Raw genomic sequence first — 12,556 nt, forward strand, 5'->3', positions numbered from 1 at the left:
CGCGCGAGCGGGGCGGCGCAGGCCGCGGTTGACGGCCGCGGAACCTCGCAGGCGGGCGGCGGCGTCGAGCCGGGCCGATTCGCGTCGAGGCGTCGATGGTGTCGGCCGGCAGGCGGCGTGGAAAGGGGGAGGGAACGCGGAGAATGCGCGCTCGGGCAGCCGGACCGGACTGCACGCAGCACGCGCTTGCAGGCGGCGCTGCGGCCGGTCACGAGACGCTATGTGGAGCGGATGCCGGACCGGCAGGGGCGCGCTGATTCGCCACCCGGCGGCATCGGGGAACGGTGCGCGCGGGCGCCGCCTCGGCAGCCCCGCGCGCCGAGCCGGCGCTTATGCGTCGCCTTCCGGCGCGGCCGGCCGCGCCTTCACGCTGCCCGCGATCAGGTCGAAGCGGAACAGCCGGCATTCGAGCGCGCCGTTGAACAGCGGCGTCTTCGCCGATTCGCGCAGCCGGAGCTGGCCCGGCAGCGAACGGTCGGACGTGAGCAGGAACGCCTGCCAGCCCGTGAAGCGCTGCTTCAGCGCATCGCCGAGCGCGTTGAAGAACTCGCTGTCCGGCGCGTCGGTGTGCGTGCGGCGGAACGCGTCGTCGTTGCCGCGGTTGCGGCCGGTTTCGCGCGCCTCGCCGCGTGCGCTGCGGCCGCGCACCTCGATCCGCTCGCCGTACGGCGGGTTCGCGAGCAGGATGCCCGGGCCGTCGCACGGCGGCGTCATCCCGCGCGCGTCGACCTGCTTGAGCCACACCGACGGCACACCCGCGCGTTCGAGGTTCGCGCGCGCCTTCTCGAGCATGTCGCCGGAGATGTCGCTGCCGTACACGCGCAGGTCGTCGCGCTTGGCGCGCGCCGCGCGTTTCACGTCCAGCGCCGCGACCTTCAGGCCCTGCCACGCGGTGATGTCGTACTGCTTGAGCTTTTCGAAGCCGAAGCGGCGCTCGACGCCCGGCGCGACGCCGAGCACGATCTGCGCGGCTTCCGCGAGGAACGTGCCGCTGCCGCACATCGGGTCGTACAGCGGCGTGCCGGGTGTCCAGCCGGTCAGGCGCAGGATGCCGGCCGCGAGGTTCTCGCGCAGCGGCGCCGCGCCCTTGTCGAGGCGCCAGCCGCGCTTGAACAGCGGCTCGCCCGACGTGTCGAGGTACAGCGTGCAGTCGGTGGCCGTCAGGAACGCGAACACGCGCACGTCCGGCGCACCGGTGTCGATGCTCGGGCGCGCGCCGGTCTTGTCGCGCATCCGGTCGCAGATCGCGTCCTTGACGCGCAGCGTCGCGAATTCGAGGCTCTTCAGCGGCGACTTGATCGCGGTGATGTCGACGCGCAGCGTCTGCGTCGCCGCGAACCAGCGCTCCCACGGCTGCTCGAGCGCGAGCGCGTAGACGTCCTGCTCGTTGCGGTACGGGCGATGCGCGATTTTCAGCAGGATCCGGCTGGCGATCCGCGAATGGAGGTTCGCGGCCATGCCGGCGGCCCAGCCGCCGCGGAAATGGACGCCGCCCGGCACCTGCGCGCCCGCGGCGAACGGCGCGCCGTCCAGGTGGCGGCCGGCGATCTCGGCCAGCTCGGCGGCGAGCGCCGCTTCGAGGCCGCGCGGGCAGGGAGCGAAAAAGTCGTACAGGGTGGGCGAGGACATAAGGCGGGTGAGGGCGTGCAAAAGTCCAGTATTGTACGCGGCGCGGGCGGGCGCGGCCCGCGCGCGCCGCGCCGCCGCCTGCGGGCGGTCAGTGCGCGCCCGGCTGGCCGGTGCGCGCCGCGTGCCCGCCGGCCGGCCAGACCAGCACGAACGGGTTCGCGAGCACCGCGCGGACGATCGCGGCGACGAGCGCGCGCACCTTGGTCGGCCGCAGGCTGCGCGAGCGCACGGCCATCGTGAACGCGAGCGCGAAGCTCACCAGCACGTTGAGGATCGCCATGCTCAGCACGCCGGCGCAGGCCCACCAGAGTTCGGGCGTGCCGAGCGCGTCCTTGCCGAGCACGCCGAGCGCGACGCCGATCGAGCCGGCCGACAGCGTCACGTGCCGCACCTCGAACGGGAACAGGAACACGGTGACGATCGCCGGAATCAGCCCGAGCATCAGGCCGAGGCCGACGTTTGCGACCACGCCCGCGACGTTCGACCGGCAGAAGTGCGCGAGCTTCGCCGCGCCGGCCGCGCCGAGCGTGAGCCGCAGCCGGCGGTTGTAGGTCAGCGCGTCGCCGACCCGGTGCAGCACGAACCAGTTGTCGGCCCAGCCCGCGAGCAGGCTCGACGCCCACAGCAGCACGCCGGTGAGCGCCGCGTAGAACGGCGTCGGGCCGAGCAGCGAGAACGAGTGCAGCGTCGCGTGCGCCTTTTGCGGCGAGATCACGTTCGTGTGCAGCACGCTGCCCGCGAACAGCTGCACGAGCAGGCACACCGGCAGCACGACGAGCACGTTGCCGGAAATCGCCGCCGCCTGCGTGCGGATCAGCGCGATGACCGACGCGACGAACGCCTTCACGCCTTCGTCGTGGCCGGTGTCGTCGAGCTCGCGCGCGAGCGTCGGCGCGGTCATCGCGGGCTGCTTGGTCGCGAGCGTGAAATGCAGGAAGTGCATCAGCATGAAGCTGGCCGCGTAGTTGACGCCCGCAAGCAGGCCTTCGAGCATCGACTGCAGGTGCGCGCCGGTGATCGCGAACTTCACGCACACCGTCGCGACCGTGACCAGGCCGCCGCCGGCGGCCATTCGCAGCATCTTCAGATACTCGGCGCGGCCGCGCGAGATGTAGTGCTCGCCGGTATCCGCGTTGGTCTCGACGAGCTTGCGCGCGAACAGCGAGAAGTTGCTGCGCACGAGGTGCGACACGCTCTGGCTGTTCTGGTTCGCGTCGATCAGCTCGGCGGTCAGGCGCGCCATCCCGCGCAGGTCGTCGCGCGCCATCCATGCGTTGAGCAGCGTCTCGGCGCGCAGGATGCGCATGCGCATCCGCTCGACCTGGAACACGATGTCGACCGACACGCCGTTGCGGTACAGATGCGCGAACACGTCGTCGACCGCGATCCGGCATTCGTCGAGCAGCACGCGCAGATAGTTCACCTCGTGCAGCAGCTTGCTCGGGTCGCCGCCGTCCTCGACGGCCGCGTGCGCGGTCTCGACCGCGAGCATCGCGCGCGTGAGCCGGTAGAACGGCTGCGCCTCGAGCGGCTTGCGCGCATCGTCGTCGGACAGGCGGCTGCGCACCGTCTGCGACAGGCCGGTCGAGCTGATCTGGCAGGTCAGGTTGTGCAACGCGGCCAGCAGGTCGCGCGAGAACGAGCCGGGCTCGTGGCGTTCCGCTTCGGTGACGTCGAACGAGATCAGGTCGACGAGGCGCGCGAGCAGATCGTCGGGCAGCGCGTCGATCCATTGCGCGTCTTCCGGCGTCGGGAACATCAGCGTGAACAGCGCGGAGAGCTCGCGGCGGTTCGGCGCGGGCGGGATCAGCGACGAATCGATCCGTTCGAACAGCGCGCCGAAGAAGCCGGAATGGACCGGCATGCCGGCGTCGCACAGCAGCGAGATGCCGTCGCACTCGCGCAGGATGCCGCGCAGGATCCGCGCGGCATGCGACTTCCACGCGGGATTGCGGTCGAGCACATGGAACAGGTAGCGCAGTCGCGCATGGGCCGGATACGCGCGCGCGTCGTCGTCGCGCTCGGCGGCGGCGTCCTGCGCGGCCTGCATCGTGCCGCTGCGGCGCAGCCAGTGCGCGAGCTCGATCAGCCATTCGCTGCGCTCGGCGTACGACGCGTCGGCGTCGGCATGCGCGAGCAGCGCGTCGAGCTGGTGGCTCGCACTGCGCGACGCGCGCCACTTCTTGATCAGGGTCGTCAGGGAACGAAACATAAAACGGAAATAGCGAAAGCCCTGGACGGGCGGGTTCGGGATGCCGGCCGGGAATGCGGCGCGGCGCCGGGAAGAACCGGTGAGACGGACGGGCTGCCCGGCTGCGGACGGCCCGCGATGCGGGGCGCTGGCTGTCGCGGACGCCTGCCCGCGGCACGGCGATCGGGCCGGACGCGGCCCGGCCTCGCCGGCGGACGCGCGCGACGGACGGCGCGATCGCTGAAAGCGCGTAGGATCGTCAATCGCACGCGAAAACGCAAGCCGACCGCATTGCAGGACGGCGGTTCCGGCCGATTTTGACAAACAGTGCAAAGTCGGCCGTCCGGCCGGGGCCCGGGCGGGCGGTAGCGGTCGGCGCTGCGCGCGGGATGGTGTGCGGGGCGGGCGGGCCGCGACCGATGATCGCCGTCGGCGCGACCGGCCCGCTTATGCGCCCGGCTTGCCCGTCGCGCCGGCGTCGCCGCCCGCCATTGGACCGGCCGGACACGGCACGACCGGCGGCGTGGCGGCCGCCTTGCCGGCCGGTACGGCGGTGCTGCGCCGCGCGGCCAGCGCGCGCACGCCGGCGGCGGCCTGCGAGGCGACCACGTCGAGTGCGCGCCGGTGGCCCGCGACGAGCGCATCGTAGCCGTCGGCGACCGGCTCCGCGACGCTCGTGCGGCACGTCATCACGGCCTGCGTGGCGAGCGAGCGCACGCTCCATACCGCGTCGATCGCCGCGCGCTTGCCGGGCCACGACTCGAAGCGCTGCACGTTCACGCTGATGCGATACACGGGCACGCCGGGCGGATAGGCGGAATTCGCGACGTCGATCGTGCCGAGCTGCGCGGCGAGGTCGTCGGACAGCGCGCGGCGGATTTCGTCGGCGGGCGGCGAGGCCCAGCGTTCCTGCTCGAGCACGTCGACCTGCGCGGCGTTCTTCTGCACGACCAGCTGGTTCTTCGCGACCTGCTCGGGCACGCCGACCGACGGCACCTCGATCAGGAACGCCGGGTTGGCGGGCGCGGTGCGCACGGGCGCCGCGGCGTCGGCCGGGCTCAGCGTGTAGAACCGCGCGGGCGGCGAGCTGCACGCGGCGAGCGCGAGCGCGGCGAACGCGGCTGCCGCGCCGCTCGCGAGACCGTTCACGCGAGTCGTCGTCATTGTTGATCTCCTGGCTTGCCCTTGATCAGCGATTCGGGATGGCGCTCCAGATAATCCGCGAGCGCGTTCAGCGACTGCAGCGTGCGCGTGAGCTCCTTCAGCGCGCCGCGCACGTCGGACTGCAGCGGCGAGTCCTGCTGCAGCGTCGCCTCGGCGGTCGAGAAGGTCTGCTTCGCGGCCGACAGCGTGTCGCGCGCCTCGGGCGCGACCTGCGTGTCGAGTTGCTTGAACAGCTTGTCCGCGTTCGACAGCGCGCTGTTCAGGTTCGCGCCGATCTGGTCGAACGGCACCTTGTCGAGCTTCTTCGCGATGTCGGCGACCTGCAGCTGCAGCTCGTCGAGCGTGTTCGGCACGGTCGGCAGCTCGAGCGGCTGATGCGACACGTCGATCTTCGCGGGCGGCGCCTTCGGGAAGAAGTCGAGCGCGACGTACAGCTGGCTCGTCAGCAGGTTGCCGGTGCGCAGCTGGCCGCGCAGCCCGTGCTGGACGAGGCGCTCGACGATCTCGCGGCGGGCCGGTTCGCCCTTGCTCTCGATCGTCTCGCGGAAGCGCCGGCCGAGGCGTTCCGGATACACGTTCATCGTCACCGGCATCGTGAAGTTCTTCGTCTTCGGATCGTAGTCGATGCCGATGTTCGTGACCTCGCCGAGCACGATGCCGCGGAAGTCGACCGGCGCACCGACGCCGAGCCCGCGCAGCGACTGGTTGAAGTTCATCACGACCTGCAGCGGCTGGCCGTCCGGGTCGCGCATCGCATCGCCCTCGTCGGCCGCGAGGCGGAACGTCGTGTTGTTCGGCGCGGTCGAGCCGGTTTCCTGGTTCGGCGGCGTCTGGAATGCGATGCCGCCGAGGATCACGGTCGCGAGCGACTGCGTGTTCAGCTTCAGGCCGCTCGAATCGAGCCGCAGGTCGACGCCGCTCGCCTGCCACCAGCGCGAATTCATGCCGACGTACTGGTCGTACGGCGCATTGACGAACACGTTGAAGGTGACGCCCGTGCCGCCCTTGTCGAGCGAGAAGCCGACCACCTGGCCGACCTGCACGCGCCGGTAGTAGACGGGCGAACCGATGTCGACCGAGCCGAGCGAGTCGCCGCGCAGCACGTACTGCGTGCCTTTCTGGTCGCCGGTGACGGCCGGCGGCGTCTCGAGGCCCGTGAAGTCGGTCTGCGTATCCTGCGAGCGGCCGGCGTCGACGCCGATGTACGCGCCCGACAGCAGCGTGCCGAGCCCCGATACGCCGGTCGCGCCGACGCGCGGCCGCACGATCCAGAAACGCGTGCCCTTGACCGCGAAGTCCTCGGCCTCCTTCTTCAGCTGCACCTGGACGAGCACGCGCGACAGGTCCTTCGACAGCTTGATCGTCTTGACCATGCCGATCTCGACGTCCTTGTACTTGACCTGCGTCTTGCCCGGCTCCAGCCCTTCGGCGCTGTGGAAGCTGATCGTGACCTCCGGGCCGCGTTCGCGCACGGACTTGATCACGAGGCCGATGCCGATCAGCGCGGCGATCAGCGGCACGAGCCAGACCAACGACGGCAGCCAGCCGGTTTTCGTCGAGATCGTGGGGTCGGGGGGCCGGGACTCGTCGTGGTGCGGGCCTTGCGGACTATTCATGGTGTTTCCCTGAGGTTTCGACTGGATCCCAGATCAGGCGGGGATCGAACTGCATCGACGCGAGCATCGTCAGGATCACGACCGAGCCGAACGCGAGCGCGCCGGGGCCGGCCGTGATGACGGCAAGCGAACGGAAATGGACGAGCGCGACGGTGAGCGTCACGACGAAGATGTCGAGCATCGACCAGCGGCCGATGCGCTCGACGATCCGGTACAGGCGCGTGCGCTGCATCGGCCGCCACGCGGTGCGGCGCTGCGCGCTGATCGCGAGGATCAGCAGCACGCCGAGCTTGAGCATCGGCACGAGAATGCTGGCGACGAACACGACGACGGCGAGCGGCCAGTCGCCCGACACCCAGAAGTAGATGACGCCGCTCATGATCGTGTCTTCCTGCGAGCCGACGATCGACGCGGTGCGCATGATCGGCAGCAGGTTCGCCGGAATGTAGAGGATCGCGGCCGCGAGCAGCAGCGCCCAGGTGCGCACGATACTGTTCGGGATGCGAAAGTGCAGCGCGGTGCCGCAGCGCGCGCAGTGCGCGTGCGGCGCGTCGAGCGTCTGCACGAGCCCGCATGCGTGGCAGCTGACGAGGCCTTCGCGGGCGGCGGTCGGCGTCGTCATCGGCGGGCGCCCTCCGGCAGCGATGCCGCGTCGCCCGGAGGCGCGCCGCTCGCGCGCCGGGCGCGCAGCTCGTCGGCGATGTCCCACAGCGTGCGCGGGTCGAACATCAGCACGACGGCGATCATCAGCGTGAGCGCGCCGAACGCGAACAGCGCCGCCTCCGGCACGACGCGCGCGAGACTGACCATCTTCACGATCGTCACGAGGATGCCGAGCATGAACACCTCGATCATCCCCCACGGGCGCACGAGCTGGATCGCGCGCAGCACCGCGTTGAAGCCGGGCGGCACCACGCCGCGGCGCATCGGCAGCAGCAGGTAGAGCAGCGCGGCCATCTCGACGAGCGGGAACAGCACGGTCGAGCAGAACACCATCACGCCGACGATCGCCATGTCCTGGTGCCACAGCGAATCGATCGCGCCGATCAGCGTGGTCTGCACGCGGTTGCCGTTCACGTCCATCTCGAGGATCGGGAACGCCTGCGCGATCACGAACGTGATCAGCGCCGCGAGCGCAAGCGCACAGATGCGCTCGATCTGCGCGGCGCTGTTGCGATAGAGCAGCGCGTCGCAGCGTGGGCAGCGCGCGACTTCGCGGCCGCTAAGGTGCGGTTTGTGCAACAGTGCGTCACACTCGTGACAGGCAATCAGGTCGTATCGTTGCATGGAAAAAGCGGTTACGCGACGGCTCGGGGCACACGTCGACGGGGCCGGAACCCGCGCCAATCTTACCAAAACGCCTTTTGGGCCGTGTCAACGCCCGGCGGTTTTGTGACCGATCTGTAACATGGCGTAAAACGGGCGGCCGGCTGACGCGTCTGTCCTCAGAGTCCGCGCGCGTCAAAAGGTTGCGGTAGCATGGCGCCCTTGACAAGCGTCGGATCGGTTCCGGCGCAGCCGTTCGCTGAACTGAGGAACCCAAGATGGCATCGAATCCGCTGCCGGCCACGCCGGTGCGCTACACGCAGACCGCGATCGCGCTGCACTGGCTGATCGCGCTGCTGATCGTCTGCGGCTTCGCGCTCGGCTGGGTGATGACCGACATCCCCGGCTTCACGCCGACCAAGCTGAAGTACTTCTCGTGGCACAAGTGGATCGGCGTGACCGCGTTCGCGCTGGCGGTGGTGCGCGTGCTGTGGCGCGCGACCCACGTGCCGCCGGCGCTGCCGGCCGGCATGCCGGCCTGGCAGCGGCTGGGCTCGCACGGCGTGCACATGCTGCTGTACGTGCTGATGCTGGTGATCCCGATCACCGGCTACCTGTACAGCTCGGCGTCGAACATCCCGGTCGTCTACCTCGGCATCGTGCCGCTGCCGCGCCTGATCGATCCCGATCCGGTGCTGAAGGAAACCTTCAAGACGCTTCACGTGTCCTTGAATTACATTTTGCTTGCGCTGGTGTCGCTGCACGTGCTCGCCGCGCTCAAGCATCAGCTGTTGGACCGCGACGGCCTGTTGTCGCGGATGCTTCCCTTTGCCAAATGAAGGATCCCATGAAAGTGTCTTTCTCCCGCTCCGTGCTGGCCGCGTTCGCCGCGGCGTCGCTTGCCGCGTCGGGCGCGGCGCTCGCCGATGTCGATCTCGCGAAAAGCAAGGTGTCCGCCGTGTCGAAGCAGATGAACGTGCCGACCGAGGGCGCGTTCAGGAAGTTTTCCGCACAGGTGAAGTTCGATCCGGCCAAGGCCGCGCAGGGCAGTGCGCAGGTGACGATCGACGTCGCCAGCTACGACCTCGGCGACAAGATGTACAACGACCAGGTCGCGGGCAAGGACTGGTTCGACGCGAAGACCTATCCGCAGGCGACCTTCGTGTCGTCGGCGATCGCGCCGGCAGGCGGCAACAAGTACAACGTGACCGGCAAGCTGACGATCAAGGGCAAGTCCGAGACGGTCACGGTGCCCGTCACCGTCACGCAGAACGGCGCGACGCAGACCTTCGACGGCGTGCTGCCGATCAAGCGCTCGGCCTTCAACGTCGGCACCGGCGAATGGAAGGACACGTCGGTCGTCGCCGACGAAGTGCAGATCAAGTTCCATCTGGTCGCCACGAAGTAAGCGGCGGCCCGACACTTCACCGAATGCCGCGCGAGGGCGCGGCGCTGTTCCAAGGAGAATGAGTTGAAAAAGCATCTGATGATCGCCGCGGGCGCGCTGGCCGCTTCGCTGTCGTTCTCGGCCTTCGCCGAAAGCGCGACGTACCAGTTCGATCCGAGCCACACGTACCCGAGCTTCGAGGCCGACCACTTCGGCGGCCTGTCGGTCTGGCGCGGCAAGTTCGACAAGACGAGCGGCACCGTGACGCTCGATCGCGCGGCGAAGACGGGCACGGTCGACGTGACGACCGAGATCGCGTCGATCCACACCGGCAGCGCGAAGCTCGACGAGCATCTGCAGACGCCCGAATTCTTCGACGTGGCGAAGTTCCCGCAGGCCAACTACAAGGGCACGATCAAGTTCGACGGCGACAAGCCGGTGTCGGTGGTCGGCAACCTGACGCTGCATGGCGTCACCAAGCCGCTGACGCTGAAGATCGACTCGTTCAAGTGCATGCCGCATCCGATGCTCAAGCGTGAAGTGTGCGGCGTCGACGCGGCCGGCGAATTCAACCGCGACGATTTCGGCCTCGACTACGGCAAGCAGTACGGCTTCAAGATGAAGACGAAGCTGCTGATCACGGCCGAAGCGGTCAAGCAGCAGTAAGGCTCGCGGCCGGGCCGGCCGTCGGCCGGCGCACCGCGCGTGAACCGCCGCGCCTCCTTCGAACGGGGGCACGGCGGTTTTTTTACGCGCCTATAATCGTCGGGCGCCTGTCGCGGCGCGCGGCGCGGGCCGGCGGCGCACGAGCGGACGCTTCGAACAGAACGTACAACGACAAGGAGATCGCCGATGCATGCCGTCACGCAGCCCCGTTCCATTGCCTCGTCGCCGCGCGTGTGGCGCGCGGTGGTCGCCGCGTCGATCGGCAACGCGCTCGAGTGGTTCGACCTGGTCGTCTACGGCTTCTTCGCGGTGACGATCTCCAGGCTGTTCTTCCCGGCCGGCAACGACACCGTGTCGCTGCTGCTCACGCTCGGCACGTTCGGCGTGTCGTTCTTCATGCGGCCGCTCGGCGCGATCGTGCTCGGCGCCTATGCGGACCGCGCGGGCCGCAAGGCCGCGCTGACGCTGTCGATCCTGCTGATGATGGGCGGCACGCTGATCATCGCGGTGCTGCCGACCTACCGGACGATCGGCGTCGCGGCGCCGCTGATCCTGGTCGCCGCGCGGCTGATGCAGGGTTTCTCGGCCGGCGGCGAGTTCGGCAGCGCGACCGCGTTTCTCGCCGAGCACGTGCCGGGGCGGCGCGGTTTCTTCGCGAGCTGGCAGGTCGCGAGCCAGGGCCTGACGACGCTGCTGGCCGCCGGCTTCGGCACCGTGCTGAATGCGCAGCTGACGGCCGAACAGATGGCGGCGTGGGGCTGGCGCGTGCCGTTCTTCTTCGGGCTGCTGCTGGGGCCGGTTGCCTACTACATCCGCAAGAAGGTCGACGAGACGCCCGAGTTCCTTGCGGCCGAAAGCAGCGCGAGCCCGCTGCGCGACACGTTCGCGTCGCACAAGGCGCGCCTCGTCGCCGCGATGGGCGTGGTCGTGCTCGGCACCGTCGCCACCTATCTCGTGCTGTTCATGCCGACCTACGGCGTGAAGCAGCTCGGCCTTGCGCCGTCCGCCGCGTTCGCGGCGATCCTCGTGGTCGGCGTGATCCAGATGGTGTTCGCGCCGCTCGTCGGCCACTGGTCGGACCGTTACGGCCGCGTGCGCGTGATGCTCGCACCCGCGATCGGCATTCTCGTGCTGATCTATCCGGCGTTCGCGTACCTGGTCGCGCATCCGGGCTTCGGCACGCTGATCGCGCTGCAGGTGTTGCTCGCATTCCTGATGACCGGCTACTTCGCGGCGCTGCCGGGGCTGCTGTCCGAGGTGTTCCCGGTGCAGACGCGCACGACCGGGATGTCGCTCGCGTATAACGTCGCGGTGACGATCTTCGGCGGCTTCGGGCCGTTCATCATCGCGTGGCTGATCAAGGCGACCGGGATGAATACCGCGCCGAGCTTCTACCTCATGTTCGCGGCCGTGCTGAGTCTCGTGGCGCTGGTCGTGTTGCGCAGGCGGTTCGGGTTTCGGTGACGGGGCGCCGTTGGCGCGGCGCGCGGGAGGTGCCGCTGTGGCTGCCGGGCAGTGGTGCGGGCAATGCGGCAGGCGACCGGGAAGGGCAACGCTTCAGGCTCCGCGGCAACGCTCCACTCCCGGCGGCGAACGCAGCCGCCGCGTGCGACGAAACATAAAAAAACCGGCCCAATCGGGCCGGCTTTTCATCGCTGCCGAAGTAGCGTCGCGCTCAAACCTGCGCGCCCGCGTTCGGATCGTCCGGATCGTGCGCGACCTTCTTTTCCTTGATCAGGTCTTCGCGCTTGATGCCGAGCCACATCGCGAGCGACCCCGCGACGAACACCGACGAGTAGATGCCGAACATGATGCCGACCGTCAGCGCGAGCGCGAAGTAGTGCAGCGTCGGGCCGCCGAAGAAGAACATCGACAGCACCATCATTTCCGTCGACGTGTGCGTGATGATCGTGCGCGACATCGTGGTCGTGATCGCGTGGTTGATCACCTCCGGCACGCTCATCTTGCGTTCGCGGCGGAACGTCTCGCGGATCCGGTCGAAGATGACGACCGACTCGTTGACCGAGTAGCCGAGCACCGCGAGGATCGCCGCGAGCACCGCCAGCGAGAACTCCCACTGGAAGAACGCGAAGAAGCCGAGAATGATCACGACGTCGTGCAGGTTCGCGATGATGCCGGCGACCGCGTACTTCCATTCGAAGCGGATCGACAGGTAGATCACGATGCCGATCACGACGCACGCGAGCGCGAGCAGGCCGTCGGTCGCGAGCTCCCGGCCGACCTGCGGGCCGACGAACTCGACGCGCTGCAGCGTGACGTCCGGGCTCTGCGCCTTCAGCGCGGTCATCACCTGGTCGCTCTGCTGCGCGGACGTGAGGCCCTGCTTCAGCTGCAGGCGGATCAGCACGTTGCGCGACGTGCCGAAGTTCTGCACCTGCGCGTCCGCGTAGCCGAGCTTGCCGAGCGTGTCGCGCACGGGTTCGAGCTGCGCGGCCTGCTGGTACTGCACCTCGATCACGGTACCGCCGGTGAATTCGACCGACAGGTGCAGCCCGCGGTGGAACAGGAAGAACACGGCGGCGAGGAACGTGACCAGCGAGATCACGTTGAACACCAGCGCGTGCCGCATGAACGGAATGTCTTTACGGATGCGGAAAAATTCCATGGTCTTCTCCG

At 69.0% G+C, this 12,556-nt stretch carries 11 protein-coding genes; 4 read left to right on the top strand and 7 right to left on the bottom strand.

Features of this window, described 5'->3' with window-relative positions; all coding sequences use genetic code 11:
* Positions 1-330 precede the first annotated feature (330 nt).
* The 6 genes from WS57_RS21010 to WS57_RS21035 form a co-directional block, all read right to left on the bottom strand.
* A complete protein-coding gene (locus tag WS57_RS21010; protein WP_040126662.1) occupies positions 331-1,629 on the bottom strand; it encodes a THUMP domain-containing class I SAM-dependent RNA methyltransferase in 1,299 nt (432 codons plus the stop codon).
* 88 nt (positions 1,630-1,717) lie between these two features.
* A complete protein-coding gene (locus tag WS57_RS21015; protein WP_060296881.1) occupies positions 1,718-3,841 on the bottom strand; it encodes a site-specific recombinase in 2,124 nt (707 codons plus the stop codon).
* Positions 3,842-4,267: 426 nt separating this feature from the next.
* Positions 4,268-4,984, bottom strand: a complete 717-nt coding sequence (locus WS57_RS21020) for a PqiC family protein (protein WP_040126664.1) — start codon at positions 4,982-4,984, stop codon at positions 4,268-4,270.
* Positions 4,981-6,600 (bottom strand): intermembrane transport protein PqiB, encoded by a 1,620-nt coding sequence (locus tag WS57_RS21025; protein WP_009691575.1) that lies wholly within the window; start codon positions 6,598-6,600, stop codon positions 4,981-4,983. The genes WS57_RS21020 and WS57_RS21025 overlap by 4 nt, the downstream gene beginning before the upstream one ends.
* The gene (locus WS57_RS21030; protein WP_009691576.1) at positions 6,593-7,222 is read right to left on the bottom strand and encodes a paraquat-inducible protein A; all 630 of its coding nucleotides are present in this window, start codon (positions 7,220-7,222) and stop codon (positions 6,593-6,595) included. Before WS57_RS21030 ends, WS57_RS21025 begins: the two co-directional genes overlap by 8 nt.
* A complete protein-coding gene (locus WS57_RS21035) occupies positions 7,219-7,887 on the bottom strand; it encodes a paraquat-inducible protein A (protein ID WP_040126666.1) in 669 nt (222 codons plus the stop codon). The genes WS57_RS21030 and WS57_RS21035 overlap by 4 nt, the downstream gene beginning before the upstream one ends.
* A 257-nt stretch (positions 7,888-8,144) precedes the next feature.
* On the opposite strand from WS57_RS21035, the gene WS57_RS21040 reads away from it, so the two are divergent.
* The 4 genes from WS57_RS21040 (at position 8,145) to WS57_RS21055 (ending at position 11,383) form a co-directional block, all read left to right on the top strand.
* Positions 8,145-8,705, top strand: coding sequence for a cytochrome b (locus tag WS57_RS21040; protein ID WP_040126667.1), 561 nt, complete (start codon positions 8,145-8,147; stop codon positions 8,703-8,705).
* An 8-nt stretch (positions 8,706-8,713) separates the two neighbouring features.
* Positions 8,714-9,274 (top strand): YceI family protein, encoded by a 561-nt coding sequence (locus tag WS57_RS21045; protein ID WP_009691579.1) that lies wholly within the window; start codon positions 8,714-8,716, stop codon positions 9,272-9,274.
* 63 nt (positions 9,275-9,337) lie between these two features.
* Positions 9,338-9,919, top strand: coding sequence for a YceI family protein (locus WS57_RS21050; protein WP_009691580.1), 582 nt, complete (start codon positions 9,338-9,340; stop codon positions 9,917-9,919).
* 186 nt (positions 9,920-10,105) lie between these two features.
* On the top strand, positions 10,106-11,383 hold the full coding sequence (locus WS57_RS21055) for an MFS transporter (RefSeq protein WP_009691581.1): 1,278 nt from the start codon (positions 10,106-10,108) through the stop codon (positions 11,381-11,383).
* A gap of 211 nt (positions 11,384-11,594) precedes the next feature.
* On the opposite strand, the gene secF is transcribed toward WS57_RS21055, so the two are convergent.
* Entirely contained in the window at positions 11,595-12,545 is a 951-nt protein-coding gene (secF, locus tag WS57_RS21060) for a protein translocase subunit SecF (RefSeq protein WP_059482285.1), read from the bottom strand.
* Positions 12,546-12,556 lie beyond the last annotated feature (11 nt).

Source organism: Burkholderia pseudomultivorans, assembly GCF_001718415.1.
GTDB classification, from domain to species: Bacteria; Pseudomonadota; Gammaproteobacteria; order Burkholderiales; family Burkholderiaceae; genus Burkholderia; species Burkholderia pseudomultivorans_A.